At 64.5% G+C, this 21644-nt stretch carries 21 protein-coding genes and 1 pseudogene; 9 read left to right on the forward strand and 13 right to left on the reverse strand.

Translation table 11 applies throughout. From position 1 onward, the window contains the following. Positions 1-106: 106 nt before the first annotated feature. The 3 genes and pseudogenes from NJU76_RS24295 to NJU76_RS24305 all read right to left on the reverse strand — a co-directional run. The gene (locus tag NJU76_RS24295; RefSeq protein ID WP_254532999.1) at positions 107-1525 is read right to left on the reverse strand and encodes an SLC13 family permease; all 1419 of its coding nucleotides are present in this window, start codon (positions 1523-1525) and stop codon (positions 107-109) included. Positions 1526-1583: 58 nt separating this feature from the next. After that, the gene (locus NJU76_RS24300) at positions 1584-2921 is read right to left on the reverse strand and encodes a CoA-binding protein (protein ID WP_254533000.1); all 1338 of its coding nucleotides are present in this window, start codon (positions 2919-2921) and stop codon (positions 1584-1586) included. Between the two features lie 108 nt (positions 2922-3029). Further along, a pseudogene (locus NJU76_RS24305) lies at positions 3030-4145 on the reverse strand ((Fe-S)-binding protein); the annotation flags it as partial. A gap of 334 nt (positions 4146-4479) precedes the next feature. Between NJU76_RS24305 and NJU76_RS24310 the strand changes: the two are divergent. Further along, positions 4480-4881, forward strand: a complete 402-nt coding sequence (locus tag NJU76_RS24310; protein WP_254533001.1) for an acyl-CoA thioesterase — start codon at positions 4480-4482, stop codon at positions 4879-4881. A 70-nt stretch (positions 4882-4951) separates the two neighbouring features. On the opposite strand, the gene NJU76_RS24315 is transcribed toward NJU76_RS24310, so the two are convergent. Further along, positions 4952-5698, reverse strand: coding sequence for an ABC transporter ATP-binding protein (locus tag NJU76_RS24315; protein ID WP_254533002.1), 747 nt, complete (start codon positions 5696-5698; stop codon positions 4952-4954). A gap of 209 nt (positions 5699-5907) precedes the next feature. On the opposite strand from NJU76_RS24315, the gene NJU76_RS24320 reads away from it, so the two are divergent. Genes NJU76_RS24320 through NJU76_RS24330 form a run of 3 tightly spaced genes read left to right on the forward strand, consistent with a single transcriptional unit; the run spans position 5908 to position 9099 of the window. After that, complete coding sequence (locus NJU76_RS24320) at positions 5908-7146, forward strand: substrate-binding domain-containing protein (protein ID WP_254533003.1); 1239 nt, start codon at positions 5908-5910, stop codon at positions 7144-7146. Positions 7147-7183: 37 nt separating this feature from the next. Beyond that, complete coding sequence (locus NJU76_RS24325) at positions 7184-8065, forward strand: branched-chain amino acid ABC transporter permease (RefSeq protein ID WP_254533004.1); 882 nt, start codon at positions 7184-7186, stop codon at positions 8063-8065. After that, positions 8065-9099 carry a branched-chain amino acid ABC transporter permease gene (locus tag NJU76_RS24330; protein WP_254533005.1) on the forward strand — a complete coding sequence of 345 codons (1035 nt, stop codon included), beginning with the start codon at positions 8065-8067 and terminating at the stop codon, positions 9097-9099. Before NJU76_RS24325 ends, NJU76_RS24330 begins: the two co-directional genes overlap by 1 nt. Positions 9100-9223: 124 nt before the next feature. Here NJU76_RS24330 and NJU76_RS24335 read toward each other — a convergent pair whose 3' ends face one another. Further along, entirely contained in the window at positions 9224-9928 is a 705-nt protein-coding gene (locus NJU76_RS24335) for an ABC transporter ATP-binding protein (protein WP_254533006.1), read from the reverse strand. A 128-nt stretch (positions 9929-10056) separates the two neighbouring features. Between NJU76_RS24335 and NJU76_RS24340 the strand changes: the two genes are divergently transcribed. Further along, entirely contained in the window at positions 10057-11292 is a 1236-nt protein-coding gene (locus NJU76_RS24340; RefSeq protein ID WP_254533007.1) for an FAD-dependent monooxygenase, read from the forward strand. A 194-nt stretch (positions 11293-11486) separates the two neighbouring features. On the opposite strand, the gene NJU76_RS24345 is transcribed toward NJU76_RS24340, so the two are convergent. Next, entirely contained in the window at positions 11487-11810 is a 324-nt protein-coding gene (locus NJU76_RS24345) for a hypothetical protein (protein WP_254533939.1), read from the reverse strand. A gap of 402 nt (positions 11811-12212) precedes the next feature. Here NJU76_RS24345 and NJU76_RS24350 point away from each other — a divergent pair, with 402 nt between their 5' ends. The 3 genes from NJU76_RS24350 (at position 12213) to NJU76_RS24360 (ending at position 14526) form a co-directional block, all read left to right on the forward strand. After that, positions 12213-12371, forward strand: a complete 159-nt coding sequence (locus tag NJU76_RS24350) for a hypothetical protein (RefSeq protein WP_254533008.1) — start codon at positions 12213-12215, stop codon at positions 12369-12371. Between the two features lie 272 nt (positions 12372-12643). After that, positions 12644-14128, forward strand: coding sequence for an aldehyde dehydrogenase family protein (locus tag NJU76_RS24355; protein WP_254533009.1), 1485 nt, complete (start codon positions 12644-12646; stop codon positions 14126-14128). Between the two features lie 131 nt (positions 14129-14259). Then, positions 14260-14526, forward strand: a complete 267-nt coding sequence (locus NJU76_RS24360; RefSeq protein ID WP_254533010.1) for a hypothetical protein — start codon at positions 14260-14262, stop codon at positions 14524-14526. 66 nt (positions 14527-14592) lie between these two features. On the opposite strand, the gene NJU76_RS24365 is transcribed toward NJU76_RS24360, so the two are convergent. Both NJU76_RS24365 and NJU76_RS24370 read right to left on the reverse strand, forming a co-directional pair. Further along, positions 14593-14778, reverse strand: coding sequence for a hypothetical protein (locus NJU76_RS24365; protein ID WP_254533011.1), 186 nt, complete (start codon positions 14776-14778; stop codon positions 14593-14595). Positions 14779-14883: 105 nt separating this feature from the next. Further along, entirely contained in the window at positions 14884-15960 is a 1077-nt protein-coding gene (locus tag NJU76_RS24370) for a cupin domain-containing protein (protein WP_254533012.1), read from the reverse strand. Between the two features lie 177 nt (positions 15961-16137). On the opposite strand from NJU76_RS24370, the gene NJU76_RS24375 reads away from it, so the two are divergent. Further along, complete coding sequence (locus NJU76_RS24375) at positions 16138-17016, forward strand: fumarylacetoacetate hydrolase family protein (protein WP_254533013.1); 879 nt, start codon at positions 16138-16140, stop codon at positions 17014-17016. A 136-nt stretch (positions 17017-17152) separates the two neighbouring features. On the opposite strand, the gene NJU76_RS24380 is transcribed toward NJU76_RS24375, so the two are convergent. From NJU76_RS24380 to NJU76_RS24400, 5 genes are all read right to left on the reverse strand, one after another. Beyond that, a complete protein-coding gene (locus NJU76_RS24380) occupies positions 17153-17881 on the reverse strand; it encodes an acetate--CoA ligase family protein (RefSeq protein ID WP_254533014.1) in 729 nt (242 codons plus the stop codon). Further along, positions 17878-19254, reverse strand: coding sequence for a CoA-binding protein (locus tag NJU76_RS24385; protein WP_254533015.1), 1377 nt, complete (start codon positions 19252-19254; stop codon positions 17878-17880). Before NJU76_RS24385 ends, NJU76_RS24380 begins: the two co-directional genes overlap by 4 nt. A 131-nt stretch (positions 19255-19385) precedes the next feature. Then, positions 19386-19610, reverse strand: a complete 225-nt coding sequence (locus NJU76_RS24390) for a hypothetical protein (RefSeq protein ID WP_254533953.1) — start codon at positions 19608-19610, stop codon at positions 19386-19388. Beyond that, positions 19507-20007 (reverse strand): MBL fold metallo-hydrolase, encoded by a 501-nt coding sequence (locus NJU76_RS24395; RefSeq protein ID WP_254533016.1) that lies wholly within the window; start codon positions 20005-20007, stop codon positions 19507-19509. Before NJU76_RS24395 ends, NJU76_RS24390 begins: the two co-directional genes overlap by 104 nt. Positions 20008-20083: 76 nt before the next feature. Next, positions 20084-21631, reverse strand: coding sequence for a class I adenylate-forming enzyme family protein (locus tag NJU76_RS24400; RefSeq protein ID WP_254533018.1), 1548 nt, complete (start codon positions 21629-21631; stop codon positions 20084-20086). Positions 21632-21644 lie beyond the last annotated feature (13 nt).

Here is a 21644-nt window from a genome sequence, read left to right on the forward strand (position 1 = left end):
CGGTGGCGCGCGTTTTGAGAACGAACGCGGCCCCGCTCGAGGGCGAGTGCGATGCCATTCAAGGAGGAGACGCAGCCCCTCGAGGGCGGGACTGCCGCCTTGAGGGTCAGTAGAGGAGACCGAACAGGCCAAACTGGAGGGGGAGCAATAGGAGGATCGTCGCGACGGAACAGGCGACCGTCGTGCGGATCACCTCCCGGGTCTCGACCTCGCCCTCCGCCAGGATGACGATTAGCACCGCCGACTGGTAGGGGAAAAAGTACGAACTCAAGGCCATCGCCTCGGCCATCAGGACAGGCGTGAACGGGAGGCCCGCCGCCTCCGCGTACGGGATCAGGATCGGGGTGAGGACACTCGCGACGGCCAGCCCCTCCATTAAGAACGCCAGCGAGAACGTGACGAAGAAGACGCACGCGAGGATCACCGCGAGCGGCGCGTCGGTCGGGATGAGCTCGAGGAGGTGAGTGGCCGCCTCGTCGGTGAACCCGGTCTCGGTGAGGCCGTCGCCGATCGCGAACACCGCGGCGATGAAAAAGAGGATGGAGAAGTCCACGTCGTCCCCGATCGCCTCAAAGTCCACAATGCCGATCCCCGGCAGGAATGCGAGGACGACGACCGCGACCGCACCTATCACGGGATGGAAGCCGTGGACGAAGTCGGTCGCCCAAATCACCGCGCCGACGAGCAGGAACCCCAGCATGCGCCGTTCGACCGCGCCCAACCCGGCGCCGTCGGCCTCAGGCAGGTCAACGCTCGAATCGGGGGACGGCCGAAAGAGGAAATACACCACGGCCACGACGAGCAGGACGCGTGTGATACCCATGATCGGGTACATGTGGACCCACCAGTCGGACCACGAGACGACGTGATCGGCGAGCGACTGGCCGAATCCCGTGATGATGATGTTCGGGAGGTCGGCGGTCAGGATGCCCGAGGAGCCGTAGAAGGTCGCGAACAGCGGGCCGAGGTAGATCCCCACCCTGGCCTGCCGAGACTCGAAGAGCGATCCCGTCTCGTGGAGGATGGGCGCCACCACTAGGATGCGCACAAGCGCTGACGGGACGAACAGCGCCAAGGCGTGGGCGCCCAGCGACAGCGCGAGCAGGAGCCGACGGTACGTCCGGACGGGATTGGAGCGGACCTCCTCCGAGACGCTCCTGGCGGCGATCCACCGACCCGCCTCCGTCGCGAGTCCGCTGCGCCGCGTCGCCTCCCCCATCAGTAACCCGAAGCCGATGAGCCACGTCGCCGGCTTCTGGAAGCCTGAGAGTGCCAGATCGGTGGAGGTCGTGACGGCGATCAGTCCAATACCGATCAGCCCCGTGTACGAGGGTGGGACAGGCGTCAGGATCCAGAGGACGATGCAAAACAGCGTGATCGCAAGGATCGTTGCGGCCGCCGGGGCGTTCGCCGCCGCCGCAGTCGAACCGGAGCCGAGCGCCCACGTCGCGAGACCGACGACCGCCGCTAAGGAGAACGCCAGCGGCGGCGACCGGAGCACCGCGACCGCGTCCGAACGAGTCATCGTCCCGTCCATCTCAGTGCGGCGATAAAACTGTCGGGGGCGTCGGTTCCACGACAGTTCACTCTTCCCCGGAGATGGACTCGATCAGCGCCGCGACGGCCTGTGCCCCACGCTCAGGCGTCTCGAGGGTCGGAACTCCCAGGGCCTCCATCTGCTCACGCTCCTCGCGCAGGGCCTCGTGCGGTCCGGCGACCGTGAAGATGATTGGCTTGTCGACCTCCTCGGAGAGTGCCTCGAGTTCCTCGACCGGGTAGCCCAGTGAGTCCTCGTAGATCTCGTAGACCAGCACGATGTCGACGTTCTCGTCCCGCGCGACGGCGTCGACGACCTGCCCGAACTCTGGCATCGGCCGACCTGTGTCCACAGGGTTCTCCGTGTAGGTAATTCCCTCGAGCAGGTCGTCAACACGCTCCCGAGTCTCGGCGGTCAGATCCGGGAAGACCGCGCCGGCGTCCTCGAGGTAGTCGTTGACGATGATTCCCGGTCCCGCCTGGGCGGTGACGACGCCCACGTTCGCGCCCTCGGGTGTCGGCGCATCGGCGAGCACGCGACCGGCGTCGAGCAGTTCGGTCGTTGAGGAAACGGTCACCAGGCCCGGTTGGTCGAACGCCTCCTCGTACGTGGCGTCGACATGCGACGGGGCCGCGGTGTGGGCCCGCACGAAGTCGGGGTCGGCCCGCTCGCCCACCTTGTACGCGACAATCGGAGTGTCGACCTCCTCGCAGATCTTGTGGAGCCGATCGACGTCCGCCGTGCCCTCGACGTGGAGGACGATCGCTTCGGTTCGGGGGTCCTCGTCAAGGACGGGGATCACATCCGCGAACTCTGTATTCACCCGGTTTCCAAGGCCGAACATGGAGGAGACGCCGTACCCCTCCTGCGTCATGTGGAACGAGAGGGTGATGGCGACGCCGGCGCTCTGAGCGACGATCCCGACGTTGCCGATTCCGACCTCGCGTATGCGCGGGACGAATGAGCCGTAGAGGTCCGCGTGCGGAATCGCGTATCCAGCCGTGTTCGGGCCGAGGACGGTGATGTTGTACTTGTCGGCGATCCGTGCAATCTCGTCCTGGAGTTCCCTGCCCTCGCCGCCCATCTCGGTGAACCCGCCGGCGAAGATCACGGCCGTGCTGACGCCCGCCTCGCCGCACTCCTCTAAGACCTGCGGCTGCAAGCGGCGGGGGACGCATAGCAGCGCCAGGTCGGCGTCGGTCTCGGCGACCGAGTCGACGAACTCGTAGCCGTAGACAGTCCCCGAACTCGAGGGGTTCACGGGGTAGATCTCGCCGTCGTAGACTTCGACGTTGGACATCGCGTCGTTGCCGATCTTTCCGGGCGTCGCCGAAGCGCCGACGATGGCGATTCCGTCCGGCTCAAAGAGGTCGGATAGGCTCATAGCGTGACAAAGCGAGCCTCACATCATAAATTCCGTGGGTCGTTCGGTAATATAGCCCTACTCGGCCCTCGGCGAGGGGGGCGATCGTCGGGGTGTGGGTGATCGGCGTCATCGCGACTCGTCGGGGAGGGCGTGTGCGAGCAGTTCGGCCGGCGTCGGCGGCTTCTCGCGGTCGAGGTGGATGCCGGCGAGCGAACTGTCAGCCGGCACTGGCTCGATCCATCCGTCGGCAAACTGAGTTCAACAGGGCGTCCCGAGAGCTGCGATGACCCTTGCGTCACTGTCCTTGATCTGCTCGAAGTGGATGTCGCCGATGGCGCTGCTCAGCGAGTAGTGCTCGGCCTCTTAGCAAAACGTCCCCGCCATCCCGCGACAGCCCGAATCGATCGGATTGACCCGTAGCCGGCCCGCCGGAGGACGCCGATGTGGTGGTCCTTCTTCTCCGCATTCTGGTGGCAGTGGACGTGGTACGCCACCGATTCGGCCAGCGGCGACCAGTTGAGGCCTCGTCGAGTCGGAACTGACCAAGGTACTCACAGACGCCGTAGGTGTTCGCGGCAACCTCCTTGACGGACGTTCCGGAGAGCAGGTTGAGCCCGTCCGACTGGAACATGACGGCGTCAGACGGCTCGACGAGGACGACATCCCAGCCGCCCCAAACGCACGGCGCCAGTTCGGCCACATTCACGGACATCGTCTCTCGAGCCCGGTCCACGAACCTCTTCGACAGGGCCGGCCGCTGTCGGTCCACTCGGCTACATCAAGGCGGACGCCGGTGGCCTCGAGGACGCTCACCGTGGCCTTCCCGACCTTGGGGTGGCTGTAGTTGGTGTAGGTGTCGGCGAAGAGGACTGCCTTCCGTTCGGCTTCCGCTTTGGGAACCCGAGATCCGCGCACGTCGAACCATTCTTGAACGTCTCCCGGCGGAACATGGGGAGGGACTGCTCGTACGCGATGCCGACCGTCTTCTCGGCGATCGCCACCATGTCCTCGCAGTCATCGTCGACTTTCGTGTTCACTAGCGGGCGGACGTGCAGGACGTCCAGTCCCGCGTGGGCGTAGAAGGTCCGCGTCGACGTTCCGGCCCTTCTCGACGAGTAGCGACTGGAAGCGCTCGACGAACTCGGGGAGGCAGTCGGGCGGTACCCCGCAGTCCTCGATAAACGAGATGTGTTTCTTGTCGGAGATTCGAGACAAGAGGACCAGGAGGCCGGCCTTCTGGAGCGTCCAGAACGTCTCGTGTTCGGCCGTTTCGTGGGCCTCGAGTCCGGTGAACGCAAGCGTTTCGTTGGCATTCGGTCGGTCCACGGGGGTTCGGCTCCCGTCTCGGACTCGGGGACGCGGTCGGCTGCCGGCGACGGTCCGCTGCCCCGTCGTCGCGCCCGGCGTCTTCGAGTCCCCTGTCGGGTCCCGCAGTCATGCCCCCCACGTCGGTCTCATTACAACTAAATGGTTTGGATGTCCGCGAACGGTGACCAGCCAGTTCGGTTCGCCTCGAGCGTGCCCGCCGTTCGCCGGCGCATTTATGCCGATCCGCGAGAGGTCTTCGGAACGAACGATGAGTTACACCCACACGTGGACCGTCCGCTTTTCCGACACGGATCCGTTCGGCATTGCTCACTACCCGCGCATGATCGACGCGATTCACGAGGCGTCGGACGCCTTCATGGAGCACGTCGGCTACCCGTACTGGGAGCTGACCGAGGAGCACGGGGTCGGATTGCCGCTGGTCTCAATGGACTTCGACTTTACCGGGCAGGTCCGCGGCGGCGACCGGGTCGAAATCGAACTGACCCCAGAGGTGGGCGACTCGAGCGTCCGCTTCGAGTACGTCGCGACCCACGACGGCGACGTCGTCTTCAGGGGGACGGAGTTCCGCGTCTGCGTCCCCGTCGACGGCGACGGCGGCATACCGGTCCCCGACGACCTCAGGGCGGCCCTCAAGCGCACCGACGAGTGACTGACGCTGGCGGAGGTGCCGGTCGCCCGCGGCGTCGGCGGCGACGGCACCCGAGCGGAACTATTCGAGCTCAGTCGCCCGCGGCGACGCCGGCATCCTCTCCTGCACTCTTTCCGAGGTAGGCCTCGATGACGCGCTGGTCGTTCTGGATCTCCTCGGGCGTTCCGCGGGCGATGAGTTGCCCGTTCTCGAGGACGAACACGCGCTCGCTCACGGACATCAGCGCCCGCATCACGTGATCGATGAGGAAGATCGTCTTACCGCTCTCTTTGATGTCGCCGATGAGGTCGACGATCGCCTCCGTCTCGTCGGTATCTAGCCCCCCTGCGACCTCGTCAAACAGCATCATGTCGGGATCGGTCGCGAGGACGCGTGCGATCTCGAGCCGTTTGAGCGCACCGACACTCAGTTCGTCGGGCTTCGTGTGCGCCAGGTGATCGAGGTCAACGAACTCGAGGGACTCGTACGCTTTCTCCTGCGGATGGTCGACCTCGCGGCCGCCGAACTCGGCGCCGACGGTCGCGTTCTCGAGGAGGGTCATGTGTTCGAACGGCTTGACGATCTGGTGGGTCTTGACGAGCCCGCGGTGACAGATCTCGTGCGGGCTCATTCCCGTGATCTCGTCACCGTTAAGGAAGACGTGACCCTCGGTCGGTTCATGGACGCCGGTGATGAGGCGAAACAGGGTGGACTTCCCTGCCCCGTTCGGGCCGATGAGTCCGACTGTCTCGCCGCGCTCGATCGAAAACGAGACGTCATCCACGGCGAGGACTCCCCCGAAACTCTTCGTCAGGTTCTTTCCTTCGAGTAGCGCCATTGCGCGCGGTGTTGACTACCCACCCGCATAAACCTACCCCATCGCGCGTCTGCCAACGGAGCGCGAATCGAGAGCACGAAGTATCGTACCGCGAACTCGGTTTGATTGACCCCGGTCGACGAGCTCTGTGAGAGGGGGACCCCACATACGATAGCCAATAATAAACCATATCATTTAATAGGACGGTCTCTCATCTGACAAAGCAAGCCATGGTGAACTTTACCACCAAGCGGACTAGGCGTTCGTATTTAAAATCGACCGGGGCGATCGCCGGAACAGCGGCGTTGGCCGGCTGCACGTTACTGGAAAGCAGCGAGAGCAGCGCTGCCATCACCATCGCGACGACGATTCCGGAGGAGGGTGCGTTCTCGTCGATGGCCGAAGAGATGAAACAGGGGTACGAACTCGGTGTCGCCCACATCGAGGAGACATTCGACCAAGAGGTGGAACTCCTGACCGAGAACGACGAAAGCGATCCGAGCGTCGTCATCGAGAACCTCCGGCAGATGGCAGGAGACGCCGACGTGATATGGGGGAGCTTCTCGAGCGAACTCGTAACCGCGGGAAGCAGCGTCGCAGAGAGCGAGGGGATCCCGTTCGTCGCCGCCTACTTTGCACAGGAGGCACCGCACCGAAATGAGAACTACGAGTGGACCTACGCAGCGTTCCCGAAGTCGAGGGACGTTGCGCGGTCGACACAGGGTCTCCTAGAGACCATCCCCGAGAACGAGCGACCGACCAACGTCGGTATCTGGGAGCCGAACTCCGACTGGGGCGAAGAACAGTCGGACTCCTGGGAGGAGACACTCGGTGACGCGGGGTACGACATCGTCCTAAGGGAGCAGTACGAGTACGGCGCGAGCGACTTCTCGACGATGATCTCCCAGTCGGACAACGCGGACGTCGAGATCCTCCTCTCGGTCCCGACTCCCCCGGACGGAATTACGATGATCGAGCAGATGGAGGAAGGCGGCTTCTCGCCGGACCTCGTCAAGTTCGTCCGCGCCGCAGACCCGCAGGACTGGTGGAACGCGCTCGGTGAAAGCGGCGAATACGTGTGCATGTGTCCGGGCTGGGTACCCGGAATGACGGGCAACGGGAACGAGGGGATGTGGGAGGCGTACGTCGACGAGTACGGACTTGAGGAGGGCGAGTTCATCCGCACCGCGGTCGGCGGCGGCTACAACGTCGCGCAAGTGACCGGCCAGGCGATCGACGCTGCCGGCTCAGCCGACCCGTCGGAGGTGCAGAACGCACTCCAGTCGGAGACCTTCGAGACGGTCATCGGCACGTTCAGCTTCGAAGACAACGGCCTGCCGACCGAAGGAGAACTAACGGCCCCGACCGGGCAGTGGCTGGACGGCAACCAGTACACCGCCTTCCCGGAGACTGACAACGAACGAGCTTCCGACCTCGAGTACCCGTTTCCGGACTGGAGCGAGCGATAACGCTCAGTTCCCGACCCACTTTCACCACCTCCTACACATGGTTTCACCAGAACTCGCGTTCGAATCGCTGCTAAACGGACTCCTCATCGGAGGGATCTACGCCGTCGCCGCGCTCGGCCTCTCGCTCGTGTTCGGCATTATGGACGTCGTCAACCTCGCCCACGGCCACATGCTCATGGTCGGCGCGTACGTCGCGATCCTGTTGTTCGCCGCCACTGGGATCACACCGCTTGTGGGCATGCTCCTCGCGGCCGGACTGCTGTTCGCGTTCGGGGTGTTCCTCCAGCGCGTCTTGCTGGAGCGCGTGGTCGACAAGGGGATGGAACAGCCGATCATCGTCCTCTTCGGACTCGCCCTCGTCCTTGAGAGCGTCGGACGGATCGTCCTCGGCAGCGAACCCCAGCGAGCCAGCATTGGCATCTCCGGCTCGAGCATCCCGGTGGGTCCCGCCACACTGTCGTTCTCGCGGGTCGTCACGTTCGTCGTCTCGGTCACCCTGATCGTCGGAATCTGGGCGTTCCTCAGGTACACAAAGACGGGACTCGCGATCCGAGCGACTGCGCAGAACGTTGACGCGGCTCAGTACATGGGTATCGACACTAAGAAGATCTACATCGTCACGCTCGGGCTTGGGACGGCGCTGGCGGGCGCGGCCGGCGCGCTGCTGTCCATCCTCTTCCCATTTACGCCGTACGCGGGCTGGTCGTACCTGCTGAAGGCGTTCGCTGTGGTCGTTCTCGGCGGCGTGGGGAGCGTCATCGGGACGCTCGTCGGCGGGTTGCTACTCGGGGTCTCGGAGAACGTCGGGGCGCTCGTCATCGGTGGTGGCTACCGGGATCTGATCAGCTTCAGCATCTTCCTCATTGTCCTCTTGCTACGACCCCAGGGACTGTTCGGCACCTCGGGAGGTGAGAAGTGATGGTTGGCTCCGAACGTGGGAGCTTCGTCCGGGCGATACTCGGCGACCGCCGCCGGGCGGTGATTGCGATTGTCGCCGTATTAGCGTTCGCGGCGATGCCGTTCATCACCGAGCGGTGGCTCACCCAGGTCTTCTTCAGCGTGCTCATCTTCGTGATTCTCGGCGTCTCGTGGGACATCATCGGCGGCTACGCCGGCCAGATCTCCCTCGGCCACGCGGCGTTCTTCGGCTTCGGCGCGTACGTCTCTGCCTGGCTGACGACGCCGACGCGAGCCGGCTTCCCCGAGTCGATCCAGTCGCCAGTCGTCGTCGCCCTCCTCGGCGGCGCGCTCGCCGCGGGCCTCCTCGCGCTCGTCATCGGCCCGGTCATCTTCCGCCTGACCGGTCACTACTTCGCCATCGGGACGCTCGCGCTCGCCGCGATCATCGAGCTGATCTTATCAAACGAACGAAGCATCTCCGGGGGTTCGAGTGGCTACTTCGTTGACTCAAACTACGAGTACCAGCTGCTATTCCTCCTCACCCTGGCTGTGACGGTCGTGACGGTGGTCGTCTCCTACTACGTCGTCACGAGTCGGTGGGGACTGGCGATGCGAGCGATCCATGACGACGAGACAGCGGCCAGCAGTCTTGGGATCGATCCCCTCAAGTACAAGCTGATCGCGTTCGGCATCGCATCGGGCATGGCCGGGATGGCTGGCGGACTCTACGCCCAGTACACAGGGTACCTCAATCCCGCGGACGTGCTCGGCCTCCACTGGATGGTCGAAGCACTCGTAGTCGTCGTCCTCGGCGGTATGGGGACGATCACCGGACCGATTCTGGGGGCTGGACTGTTCGTCGGACTGGACTGGATACTCAGCGAGGTGGCCAGCGGCTACGCGACGGCGATCGAGGGCCTGCTGATCATCCTCTTCATGATCTACATGCCGAAGGGGCTCTACGGCATCATCACCGATCGCGTCGCCGAAACGTCGGAGGGTGAACCCCCGAGCGGGAGCGTTCCCGCCCCCGACGAATCGGCGACCGACTGAGGAACGTCCTCTTCGAACCCTCCGACCGTTCTCTGTTCCGTCCGATACGTCGCTCAAGGCGCCGATCCAACGACCGGTACGAAGTACGCGAAAAGGAGGTCGGTGCGCCGTCGACTTCGACCGATCAGCCGCCGAGGTACGTTGCCGTGAGCTCGTCGTTCGATGCGAGTTCGTCGCTGTCGCCCGCCATCGAGATCCGGCCCGACTCGAGGACGTAGCCTCTGTCGGCGATCCGAAGCGCGTTGTTGACGTCCTGTTCGACGATGAGGACCGTCGTTCCTCGGTTCGTGATCTCCTCGATCGCTTCGAAGACATCGTCGACGAGCACTGGCGCGAGGCCGAGACTCGCTTCGTCGAGCAAAATGAGATCAGGATCGCTCATCAGCCCCCGACCGATGGCGAGCATCTGTTGCTCGCCGCCCGAGAGGGTCCCCGCCCGCTGGTCCTTGCGCTCCGCGAGTCTGGGGAAGAGGTCGTACACGAACGGGAAGCGCTCGTCCTCCCCCTCGGGGTTCGTGTACGCGCCCAGTCGCAGGTTCTCCTCGACGGTGCTCGCCGTGAAAATCTCGCGACCCTCGGGGACATTGACGATTCCCTTCGGGACGACCTCGTCCTGATTGAAGTCGCCAATCGACTCTCCCTGGTAGCGAACCTCTCCCGATCGGGGCGAGAGCGGCCCGCAGATCGTCTTGAGGATCGTCGTCTTCCCCGCGCCGTTGGCGCCGAGCAGCGCGACCGTTTCGCCCTCCGCCACCTCGAAACTCACGTCCCAGATCACCTGAACGTTGCCATACGCAACGTTAATGGAGTCTACTTCGAGTAGTGTCATTGTATGTCGTGAGTCTCTCAGTACAGGAATAAAAAGCTGCCTCCGTGACTGCGACGGAAGGCGCGCACGACACTTCACCGACTGGCGGATCACAACTACTATGAGAACGTACTGCATTGTCACATCGCATGAGCGGTGATACGACGGGGGCATCAGTACTGATAGCTGGTGCCGGACCGGTCGGCATGACGGCAGCACTAGCACTGAACGCGCGGGGCGTCGACACGACGATCCTCGAGGCCGAACCCAAAGACCGGGATCGGTCAGGAAGCCGCGCCATCTACATCCATGGCTCGACGCTCCGGACACTCGAGCGGATCCATCCGGGACTCGGCACCGACCTCGTCGATGAGGGGCTGATCTGGCCGACCCGGAGAACCCTGTTCCGGGGCAAGGAGGTGTTCAACCGGACGTATGACTCACCCGGCGGCTTAGGAGACATCCCCCACTTTACGAGCGTTCCCCAGGTCGTGACCGAGCAATACATGCTCGCGGCGCTGGACGAGGCCGGGATCGAGATCCACTGGGAGTCTGAGGTCAAGGGCGTCGATTCGTCCCCCGACGGGGTGCGCGTCGAGACCGCGGACGGCCGAGAGTGGGCGTGTGAGTACCTGATCGGCGCCGACGGTGGCGGCTCGACCGTCCGCAAGGAGATCGGCGCCAACTTCGAGGGCGACCAGTCCGCGAACCACTTCATCATCGCCGACGTCGAGGACGAGGAAATCGATGACAATCACCACGACCTCGAGCGAATGTTCCACTACGACGCGCCGGAGGCCGGAGGCCGGAACGTGCTGCTCGTTCCGTTCACCGGCGGCTGGCGCCTCGACATCCAGTGTTACGAGGACGACGATCCGGAGGAACTTAGCAGCGATGAGCGGATGCGGGAGTTCGTCCGCGACATCATGGGCGAGGAGTACGAGAACGACGTGAAGTGGGTGTCGACCTACCGGTTCCTCCAGGTGAAAGCCGACTCATTCGTCGACGAGCACCGCCGCGTGTTGCTCGCCGGCGAGGCGGCTCACTTGCTGGCCCCCTTTGGCGCCCGAGGAATGAACTCCGGCGTGGCCGACGCGGACGAGGCAGCCTCGGCCATCGCGGTCGCTATCGACGCGAAGACCGAGGCGGTCGCCCGCGACGAGGTTGAACTGTTCGCTGCTCGGCGTGAGATTGCCGCTGAGTACAACATTGGCGCCGCGGGCGAAGCCCTCGAGTACCTTCAGGGCGACGATCCCGTGACCGTGCTACGAAAGGAGGTCGCCGCCGAGATAGCCGACTCCTTCGAGACCGCGGGTGAGTGGCTCGACGACGCGCCGTACGGTCCCCACGGCACCCCGCCGATCGTCTCGACTGGCAACTACTGAGGCCAAACGACGACGAACGATCGATCCAAATTCCCGATCGCGTTCACATTTTGACGGACTCGATTCCGAGGACGAGGAGGGGACGTTTCACTCGAGAGTCGACGTCAAGCGCCGCGCTCGAAACCCGGCGTGAGCGAGACGCGCGTCGAGAATAGTCGCTGGGACCGGTCTAGACCGATCGGCCGAAACGGGCGTCAGTACAGGTCCAGTTTTTTCGCGACCCAGTGATCTCGTGCGGCAAAAACGAACTCCTCCTCGTCGGTGAAATCGGTCGTCTCAGTGACGAACTCGTCCCACTCGCCGTGGGTGATCTTCTTGAGGTCGGCGGCCGAATCGGCGTCGCTCGGGCTGGCCGCGACCATCTCGTCGAACGACTCGAACTCGGTGTGATCCTGGATGAACTCCGTGTTGAAGACCTCGGTGATCGGGATCGATTCGTCGACGTCAAAGACGTCCTCCGCGTCCGGGAGCACCTCACGCTGCGCTGCGATCGCTTCGAGGTCCGTTTCGAGTGCCATGGTCCCACTCGTCGTCGATACCATGTAAATCCACCTCATCCGCGGACGCAGACCGGGTCCGTCGACGGCGGTCGAGGCGAACGCGTTCGGGACCACGTTCTCGGGGCCGGCGGGCATAGCGTCGAAACGGAATGACGACGACGGCCTGCGGCGCGTTGGACAGTTCGGTGTGCGAGGAGACTGACCTGTGTCTGGCCCGGTGTCCGTGGTTCGTCGACGTCACGGGGAGCCGTGTTGATCCAACTGTACCGTCCAGAGGCACACGAGGAACTGCTCAAGATGTACGACGCGGTGGAGAACGGTGACGATAGGGCTGCCGCCGCTCGAGCGCGCGGAGCGCGAGGCCTAGCTTGAGCGATCGCGGAGATATCGGTCGAAGCGGACTCGATGTTTGTCCGGGCATTGCACGTATTCACCGACAATCTGGCGGGTAACTTGGTTTACGAACTGGGGTCGGCGAAGTTCGTCGAGGAACGGCTGGCCGAGCACGGCCTCGAGTATCAGCTGGACGAACGCAGCCGCGACCCGACGAAAGAGATTCCGCGACACGCGGCCGAATAGGACTGCGATCTCATCTGCCTTGCCGGCCGGAAGCGGCTGCCGGCCGGAAAGGCCCTATTCGGGAGCGTCACCCAAAGCGCGATCCTCTCGGTCGATCGCCCTGTCTTCGTCTGTGGAGACGGTACCGACGGAGCGAGCGACGCCTGACGGGGAGCCTAGCCTCGGTCGGACTATCGGTTCGGGGTGGACCGCCGAGTTGGGTCGAAGCGACAGGTGGTGACCCACGTGTTACCACATGTCTTTGTAGGAGGAGGTAAAACGTTCGTTCGAATATGCTAGACGCAATCTCGCCGACGGCGGACTGGAACGCGCTATACATCGATGGGGAGTGGGTCGAGGCGGACGGTGACGTATTGCCGGTTGAGGATCCCTCGACGCGGGAGGTGTTCGCGGAGGTTCCTGCGGCCACCGAGTCGGATGTCGACGCCGCCTACGAGGCAGCGGCCGAGGCGCAGGCCGAGTGGAAGCACCAGCCGCCCGCAGCCCGCCAGGAGGTCGTACAGCAGTTCATCCAGGCGCTGCAGGAGTACGAGGAGGAGATCATCGAACTGCTCACCTACGAGGCCGGCGGGAACGCCGGATACGGCCACACGTCCCACCAGCTCACAACCGATCAAGCGGCTGAGGCCGCGACGCTGCCGCGACGGATGAAAGGTGAACACGCATCCTCCAACATCCCTGGCAAGGAACACGTCGTGAAGCGCGAACCGAAGGGCGTCGTCACGGTTATCTCGCCGTGGAACTTCCCGCTGAACCTCTCGGGGCGGGCGGTGCTGCCCGCCATCGCCGCCGGCAACGCAGTCGTGCTCAAGCCGGCGACGAACACCCCGATCAGCGGCGGCCTGCTGTTCGCCAAACTGCTCGAGGAGACCGATCTCCCCGACGGCGTCCTGAACGTCGTCACCGGGCGCGGTTCGGAGATCGGCGACCGCGTGGCGAGCCACCCCGAGAGCGACGTGGTGGCGTTCACCGGCTCGACGGAAGTCGGTCGCCGCGTCGCCGCCGCGGCTGCCAAGAATCTCGCGACGCCCGCGATGGAACTGGGCGGCAACAACACCCACGTCGTCACCGCCGACACCGACCTCGAGCGCGCCGTCGACGGGGCCGTGTTCGGTTCGTTCGTCCACCAGGGGCAGGTGTGCATCTCGATCAACCGGCACCTCGTCCACGAGGACGTCTACGACGAATACGTCGCCCACCTAGTCGATCGGGCCGAGTCGCTCTTCGCCGGGAGCGCCCACGACGAGGTCCACATCGGCCCCGTGATCGACGAGCACCAGCGCGACGACATGCTTGAGTACGTCCAGGAGACGATCGACGCCGGCGCGACGCTCGAGACCGGCGGCGGAACGGTCGACCTCAAGGGTGTCGACGACTCGCTGGTCGTCGAGCCGACGGTGCTCTCCGACTGCACGAACGATATGGCGGCGGCGTGTAACGAGCACTTCGGCCCCATCGCGCCGGTGATTCCGTTCTCCGACGTCGACGAGGCGATCGAGATCGCCAACGACACGGAGTTCGGGCTCTCCGGATCGGTCCACTCGGGCGATCTCGAGACCGGACTGTCGATCGCCGAGCAGATGGAGACCGGGATGGTCCACGTCGGCGACCAGCCCATCAACGACGAGGCGCACGTCCCGTTCAGCGGCACCGGCGCCTCCGGAATGGGCGGCTACAACACCGAGGAGTTCCTCCGCGAGATAACCGAGACGAAGTGGATCTCGCTCCAGCGCGAGCCGCGCGAGTATCCGTTCTGAGGCTGAGGGCTCAAGCGGCCCGCCCGCTCGCGACGATCGCCGATTTTTTGCGTCCGATTTCACCTCGAGTACTCCGACCCGGCCCCCGGCTCGACCCCGAATCCTAATTATTCGTGCCGGCGAATCGGGGTATGCGCGTCGAACTCGATCGACCGGCGGTTACGGAAGAGACGGGTACCCGTCATCACCCCGCCGCGGTGTACCTGCTGGGCGACGAGTCGGCCGGCGTCACGGGCGTGACGGTGACGGCGGCGGGTGACGAGATCGGCACCCTCTCAGAGCCGAGGCAGGTCCGAACCGGCGTCCACGAAGGTGGGTGGACGGTCGATGCAATCGCCGGCACCTTCGAGTCCGTGGCAGACGGCTATGACCTCGAGCGGACCGCTCGATTCCTATGACTACCCGGATGAAAACGGATGACGGATGAACGAGTCCCACGGCGCTATCGCGCCCCGGCTAGTGGCTCAGTTGGCGGTCGATTCGACGCTGGCTTCGAAGATCTCCTTTGCAGGGAAGGCGGTGCGGCAGTCCTCGCAGACCATCTGGCGCGCGATCGCGTACTCCCAGAGCTTTCCGCCGCAGTCTAGGCAGTCAAAGTGCGCTCGGACAAATGGGTCCTCGTCGACGTAAGGGTTGTCGAACTCGGCCATACGCGAATCCTATGGCGACGATCTATAAGAGTATTGCCCAGTCGTCGGCTCCCGCAGGACGAGATGGGCGTCCTCGACCCTCGATCGAGCAAGGTCAGATACTCGTTACTCGGAGGCCTCGGCCTCGGCGTAGAAGTTCATCGACCGGAGAATTGGCTCGTCGGTCATGCCCAGCAGGATCGCCTCGTCGTCGGGTTCGTGGTGGTGTGGCGCGTCCGGTGGTACCACGAAGATGTCCCACTTGTCCCACTCGAGGGCCTCGTCGTCGACGTGGGTCACGCCTTCGCCTCCGATGACGAAGTAGACCTCCGTCGAGTTGTGGAAGTGAGCGTCCGTCGCCTCCTGCAAGAGTTGGGCCCGGAACGACATGGTCGGGAACAGCGGCGGCTCGGCCGTGGCCGGATTGACGTATGTGAGGCTGAACCCGTCGTAGGGGTCCGGGTCGTCGTTGTCGGCGTACTGGCGGAGCGACTCAAGCATCTCGTCCCAGTCGAAGCGGTACGGCGGCGTCGGCTCCTTGTTCCCCTGGAACGGGCCGGGGATGGAACCGTCGTCCTCCTCGTTGACGGGGCGACCGCGACCGTACTGGGAGGCCCAGTAGCCCTGGGTCTTCGTGACCGGCTGGCGCTCGAGTTCGTGGTTCTCGAAGACGTGGGTGTTGTTCAGCGTGTCGAGGAACAGCGGTAGGTCGAGGACGTCAAGCCACGCGGCCGTCTTGTCTGAGTCGTTGACGTGATCGTGCCACTCCCACTGAGGCGTCGTGATGAGGTCGTTGTCCTTCATCGGGAACTCCTCGCCGGCGACGACCGTCTTCATCTCCTCGTGCCCGTCGATGGTGAACCGGAGGGCACTGGCGGCATGACGGTGCGACGGCGCGGTCTCACCGGGCGAGACCGTCTGGATGCCCACGTAGATCGTGTTCGAGATCGCGTTCTGGGCGTTGATCGGGACGGCAACCCGCCGCTGGAACCCTGGTGGGAGGTCGGCGATCGGGACATCCTCCTCGATGCCGTCGATGGCGGCCTTGATATCCTCCCACTTCCAGATGTTTGGCTCGAGGTTGTCGAGGAGGTTGCCCATGTCCTGTTCGACTTCCCAGAGTGGGCAGAGGTCGTTCTGCTCGAGGATACTCCGCGTATCGGAACTCAATTCTAGAAGTTCCTCTGGCTCTTGCTGTGCCATAGTTGCGTATTTGTCAAACGGTACCATAAGTGTGTGGGGGCCATCGAACGCCCCGTGAGCGATCGAAGCGGACTCGATCATTCCATCCAATCGCCGCACAGTTCGCCGGTCAATCCGACTGATTCGTCACTGATCGAGAAGGAATTATTTATGTGCCCGTGTGACAGTGAGCCTATCATGCAATTCGTCAGGTTCAATAACGACCGACTGGGCTTGCTCACCGACGACGATGGCGTCATCGACGTCACTGATCGCCTCGGCCTCGAGACGAACGACCCGCTCAAGGAGTACGCGAAGGAGGGCCTCGACGCCAGCGAGTTCGCGGACGAGGATCCCGACTACGACCTTGAAGAGGTACGCGTCGAGTCGCCCGTCCGCCGGCCCGGAAAGGTCATCGCCGCGCCACTGAACTACGAGAACCACGTTCGGGAAGCCATCGCCGACAAGGACATCGTCACCGAGGAGTGGTTCACGATCGAGGACAAGGGCTACTTCCTCAAGGCGCCTTCGAGCGTCGCTGGCCCCGAGGACGGCATCAAACTCCCCTTCAATGACCGCCGCGTCGACCACGAGATCGAACTTGCCTTTGTGATGGGCGAGGAGGTAAAGGATGTTCAGAGCGACAGCGTATGGGACGCGATCCTCGGCTACACCATTCTCCTCGACGTCTCCGTCCGGGGGGATCAGGACCGCTCAAACCGCAAGTCCTACGACACGTTCACCATCATCGGCCCGCGCATCGTCACTCCCGATGAGGTCGGCGACCCGCACAACCTCGAGATGGAGCTCAAGCTCAATGGTGAGACCCGCCAGCAGGAGAACACGGGCGACATGATCTACAGCTGCGCCGATATCGTCGAGTACGCTTCGATCGGGATGACGATCGAAGCGGGCGACATCATCACGACTGGAACACCCGAGGGCGTCAGCGCGATCACCAGTGGGGACACGATCGACGCTGAAATTGAGAATGTCGGCTCGATGATGGTAGAGGTCACCGAACGCGACCTCGCGTTCGAAGATATCCACGTCGAGAAGAGCCAGCAGGACGACTGACCGAACTCGTCGCACCGCCGCTGCAGTTACCGCTATCCGTTTTTCAGGTCGTAGACAGAGAGATCCGATCGTTTGAGTTCGGTTCCACGAGGGAAAATCGAACCTCCGTTTCCGGTTCGCCGTGACGGCGGCACCGTCAGTTCTTCGCGTCTGCTACGTCATTCGACTCGAGCGTCACGAGCGCGTCGAGTGCCACCGCGTCGTCCGACCGCGCCAGCAGCGGGTTGACCTCGAGTTCGCCGATTTCCTCGTGCTCGACCAGCAGATCGCCGACCGCGACGACCGCCTCGGCAACGGCGGCCCGGTCGACCGCCGGGGCGCCGCGGTAGTCGTCGAATAGCGGCGACGCTTCAAGTTCACGGGTCATCTCGACGGCCTCGGCGATCGAGATCGGCGCGATCCGGTGGCTCACATCTCGGAGTACCTCGACGGCAATCCCGCCGAGGCCGACGACGACGGTCGGGCCGAACGACGGGTCGCGCGTACCGCCGACGATCACCTCGAGTCCAGCCTCGAGGTCGACGCCCTCCTCGATGAGGACCGTTGCCTTGAGGTCCCGCTCGTCGGCCGCTTCGAAGATCTGCTCGGCGGCCGTCCTGACCGACCCCGCGTCCTCGAGGCCGACTACCACTCCGGCGCCGTCGGCCCACTCGCTCTTGTGGTGGACTGCTGACGAGGCGACCTTTGCGACGACGGGGTAGCCGATCCGTTCTGCAGCCTCGACGGCCTCGTCCGGCGAGTCGATCGTTTCACCCTCAGGGATGGCAACGCCGCGGTCGGCGACCAGTCGCTTCGCCTCGGACTCGGTGAGCGCGGAGCGGCCGTCGGCGAGCGCTGCTTCGATCGAACCGTCTATTCTAGTCATCGGCTCACCTTCTCTGCCACGACGTCCGGTTCGGCGTTTCGCAGCGCGTACCGCACGAGGGCCGCGACGGCGTCGGCGCCGCGCTCGGGCGTCCGGTAGACCGGAATTCTCAGTGCCTCAAGGTCCGCGAGTTCGTTCTGCAGCGCCGCGTCGGGGCCGCCGCTGGCGAAGACAATAGGCTTGTCGACCTCGTCGACAAGGCCCTCAAGGGTCCCCGTCGGGTACCCGAGCGCACGCTCGTACAGCTCGTAGACCATGACGATATCCACGTTCTCGTCGCGCGCGACGGCCGCGACGACGTCGCCGAACTCAGGCATCGGCCGCCCGGTGTCGACCGGGTTTGCCGAGTAAGTCATTCCGGGGAGGATCTCCTCGACGGTCTCCCGGGTCTCGTCCGTGAGCATCGGAAGCTCCGCCCCGGCGGCTTTCAGGCGGTCGGTGATGGCGATCCCCGGCCCCGCCTGGGCGGTAACGACGCCGACGTTCGGCCCGTCGGGGCGCGGGCACGACGACAGCGACTTCCCCGCGTCGAGCAGTTCCTGGACCGAGCGAACCGTCGGGACGCCGTACTGGGCGAAGCCGGCCTCGTACAGTTCGTACCGCCCGGTTAGCGCGCCCGTGTGGGACTCGGCGAAGTCGCCCACGTCCTGCTCGCCGACGTTGTAGGCGACCACCGGCGTCTCTGTCGCGTGGCAGGTCTCGAGGAGGCCGCGTGCGTGGTCCGTCCCCTCGATGTGCAGCAGGATGGCGTCGGTCCGGTCGTCCGCGTCGAAGTGTTCGATCGCCTCTTGGAAGCCGACGTTGGCGCGGTTGCCCAGGCCGACCATTGCCGAAACGCCGACCCCCTCATTCTCCGCGCGGAACGCGAGGGAGTAGGCGAGGCCACCGCTCTGGGCGACGACCACCAAGTTCCCTGCAGGGATCGCCTCGACATCGGTCGCGAACGTCGCGTAGAGTTTCTCCGAGGGAAGCAGGAAGCCGCTCGTGTTCGGCCCCAGCAGGTGGACGCCACCCTCGGTCGCGGCCTCGATCAGTCGCCGCTGCAACCGCTTGCCCTCCTTGCCCGCCTCGGCGAAGCCGCCGGCGAAGATGACTGCGCCGCCGATCCCCGCCGCACCGCACTCCTCGACGACGTCCGGGACGACCGGCGCCGGCACGCACAGCAGCGCGAGGTCGACGGCGTCGTCGATGTCGGTCACGGAGGACACGAACTCCCGGTCGAACACGGTCCCCGACGCCGACGGGTTGACCGGGTACACCGGCCCGTCGAACTCGACGGCGTTGCGCATCGCTTCGTAACCAATCTTTCCGGGTGTCTCCGAGGCCCCCACCACGGCGATTCCGCTCGGGTCGAATAGGCTCGTCACGGCCATACGAACGGTGTCGAATCAGTGGGGCAAAACGTTTTCCCCCACCGATCTCGCCCTCGGGCGCCCCATGGCGCGTTCCGACCGCTCCTCGGAAGGGGATTGCAAACGGGCCGAACTGACGGCTCGCTCCCTGATCAGGGTTTCCCCGCGAACTCGACGAATGCCTCGAGTTTGTCCCGCGCCCCCGAAAGCACCGACGAGCCGTAGGAGACCAGCCCCGCCTCGAACCCGTAGTTGAGGAGGCGTTCGAGGCTCTCATCGGCACGAGTCAGGTCCTCGGAGTAGACGGCCGTCGGGAGAACGAAGTAGCCCTCTGGCAGGCCGCGCGCGTCGGAACCAAAGACGGCGTCCCCGAGCACGGCGCGGTCGTTCGTCTCGTCGATCAGGGCGTGATGTTGAGGCGTGTGCCAAGGCTGTGGACAGCCTCGAACACCCCGACCTCGTCGCCGTCCGAGACCCGCTGGTCGACGAGCGCGTCGTCGACGTCCGTTCCCTTGGGACGAAGGTATCGACGTTGTACTGCTTGACCACGGCCTCGATCCCTCCGACGTGGTCGCTGCCGCCATGGGTGATCACGATGCGCTCGGGGTCGACGCCGAGGTGCTCGGGCGCCTCGAAGAGGACGACTGTCGTGTTCGGTAACCCCGTGTCGACGAGCGTCGGGACGTCGGCGTCGAAGAGGAATGCGCGGTAGCGGGCCGATCCGTCGTCTTGCAGGGTGACGTCGTAGACTTCGGGCAGTCGTTCGACGTACATCAGCGTACCCGTATGCCGCGAGATGGTATATAACGAGTGGCGACCCGCGTCCGGTCTCCGGCGGCCGTGCGGTCGCCTACGTCCCGAAGAATTCCTCGTGGACCGTTGCCCGCTCGATGGTCCCTGTGTCGGTTCGCGGGAGCGATTCGTCCGTCACCGCGTACTCTCGCGGTCGCTTGAAGTTGGCCAGGTTGTCGTGCTCCTTGCAGAATCGGTCGAGTTCGTCGACGTCAACCTCCGCCGATCCGTCGGTGCAGAGCACGCTCGCCACGCGGTGGCCCCACTGCTCGTCCTCGAGGCCGATCACAACGGCCTCCTCGACCGCCTCGTGGCCCTCGAGGATGTCCTCGACCTCTTCGGGGTAGACGTTCTCGCCGCCGCTGACGATCATGTTGTCGATCCGACCGACGATGTAGAGGTAGCCGTCCTCGTCGACCTCGGCGCAGTCGCCCGTTCGGAGCCAGCTGTCGACGTATGTCCGCTCGCTCTCCTCGGGATGGTCCAGGTAGCTGGTGCTCATTCCAGGACTGCTGGCGATGATCTCGCCAATTTCGCCCGGTTCGACTGTCGCCGTCGGATCGGGATCCTCGTCGGGATCGGCGGCCTCGACGACGCGAAGTTCCCACGTGAACGACTCCTTGCCGATCGTCCCAGTGTGTTCGTCCTGCACCGACGGGTGGGCGAAAGTGAGGTTCGGACCGCCCTCAGTCAGCCCGTAGGTGTTGTACACGCCGTCGGTCAGATACTCGGAGGCATTCTCCACGAGTGATTCGGTCACGATCGAACCGCCTGTTCGGATGTATGAGAGGGTGTCGATGTTGTAGCCCGATTCCGCCTGCGCGTCGGCCAGCACGTGCAGTTGTGTCGGGACCGCGAGCATCCCCGTCACGTCGTACTCCTCGACGAGACGGAGCGCCTTGTCAGGGTCGAAGTCCGACTGGACGACCATCGTGGCGCCGGCCATGAGGTGCGGGAGGATCCACGCGTCGGTCGTCACCATGTGGTACCAGGGCGTCGTGACGAGCGCGGTGTCCGTCTCCTCGATGGACATCTCCATGACGACCTGCATGGCGCCGTACCACATCTGTTCCTGGTCGAACAGCACCCCCTTCGGCGTGCTCGTGGTCCCGCTCGTGTAGAAGACACCGTGCTCGGACGCCGGATCGGGTTCGACCGGCTCCATTGACGCGCCCGCGATCACGTTCTCGTAGTCCTCGACGTTCTCCCGGTCGATCGCCTCCACGCCCGCGTGGATCCCCGTCTCGATCGCCGTCCGATCGAGCACCTCGAGGGCCTTCTCGGCGTTCGCGTCGTCGAACAGCAGTACCGCCGCCTCCGTTGGCTCGAGCATCGCCGCGAGGGTGCTGGGGCTGTCGCGGAACGGCAACTGGACGTTACCAATCCCCCGCTTTTGGCTCGCGAGCATGGCCTCGACGGCCATCGATCCGGTGAGCGCGAGCGTCGCGATGCGTCGATCCGGCGCACGCTCGTTCAGCGCGTTCGTGAGTTGGGTCGTTCGGTCGTCTAGTTCCCCGTACGTCATCGATCGCCCATCGTCGGTCACGAGCGCCGTCTTCGACGAGTAACACCGGACGGTTCGCTCGAACGTATCAATGTACTTCATCGGTGTGGTCGCC

Origin of the sequence: Natrinema gelatinilyticum (assembly GCF_024266705.1) — an archaeon.
GTDB lineage: Archaea > Halobacteriota > Halobacteria > Halobacteriales > Natrialbaceae > Natrinema > Natrinema gelatinilyticum.

Coding starts and splice junctions, on each gene's coding strand:
- NJU76_RS24365 (WP_254533011.1), bottom strand. CDS start 14,778: ATGGCCGAGTTCGACAACCCTTACGTCGACGAGGACCCATTTGTCCGA.
- NJU76_RS24340 (WP_254533007.1), top strand. CDS start 10,057: ATGAGCGGTGATACGACGGGGGCATCAGTACTGATAGCTGGTGCCGGA.
- NJU76_RS24335 (WP_254533006.1), bottom strand. CDS start 9,928: ATGACACTACTCGAAGTAGACTCCATTAACGTTGCGTATGGCAACGTT.
- NJU76_RS24310 (WP_254533001.1), top strand. CDS start 4,480: ATGAGTTACACCCACACGTGGACCGTCCGCTTTTCCGACACGGATCCG.
- NJU76_RS24380 (WP_254533014.1), bottom strand. CDS start 17,881: ATGACTAGAATAGACGGTTCGATCGAAGCAGCGCTCGCCGACGGCCGC.
- NJU76_RS24355 (WP_254533009.1), top strand. CDS start 12,644: ATGCTAGACGCAATCTCGCCGACGGCGGACTGGAACGCGCTATACATC.
- NJU76_RS24370 (WP_254533012.1), bottom strand. CDS start 15,960: ATGGCACAGCAAGAGCCAGAGGAACTTCTAGAATTGAGTTCCGATACG.
- NJU76_RS24320 (WP_254533003.1), top strand. CDS start 5,908: ATGGTGAACTTTACCACCAAGCGGACTAGGCGTTCGTATTTAAAATCG.
- NJU76_RS24385 (WP_254533015.1), bottom strand. CDS start 19,254: ATGGCCGTGACGAGCCTATTCGACCCGAGCGGAATCGCCGTGGTGGGG.
- NJU76_RS24375 (WP_254533013.1), top strand. CDS start 16,138: ATGCAATTCGTCAGGTTCAATAACGACCGACTGGGCTTGCTCACCGAC.
- NJU76_RS24325 (WP_254533004.1), top strand. CDS start 7,184: ATGGTTTCACCAGAACTCGCGTTCGAATCGCTGCTAAACGGACTCCTC.
- NJU76_RS24300 (WP_254533000.1), bottom strand. CDS start 2,921: ATGAGCCTATCCGACCTCTTTGAGCCGGACGGAATCGCCATCGTCGGC.
- NJU76_RS24295 (WP_254532999.1), bottom strand. CDS start 1,525: ATGACTCGTTCGGACGCGGTCGCGGTGCTCCGGTCGCCGCCGCTGGCG.
- NJU76_RS24360 (WP_254533010.1), top strand. CDS start 14,260: ATGCGCGTCGAACTCGATCGACCGGCGGTTACGGAAGAGACGGGTACC.
- NJU76_RS24345 (WP_254533939.1), bottom strand. CDS start 11,810: ATGGCACTCGAAACGGACCTCGAAGCGATCGCAGCGCAGCGTGAGGTG.
- NJU76_RS24400 (WP_254533018.1), bottom strand. CDS start 21,631: ATGAAGTACATTGATACGTTCGAGCGAACCGTCCGGTGTTACTCGTCG.
- NJU76_RS24395 (WP_254533016.1), bottom strand. CDS start 20,007: ATGTACGTCGAACGACTGCCCGAAGTCTACGACGTCACCCTGCAAGAC.
- NJU76_RS24315 (WP_254533002.1), bottom strand. CDS start 5,698: ATGGCGCTACTCGAAGGAAAGAACCTGACGAAGAGTTTCGGGGGAGTC.
- NJU76_RS24330 (WP_254533005.1), top strand. CDS start 8,065: ATGGTTGGCTCCGAACGTGGGAGCTTCGTCCGGGCGATACTCGGCGAC.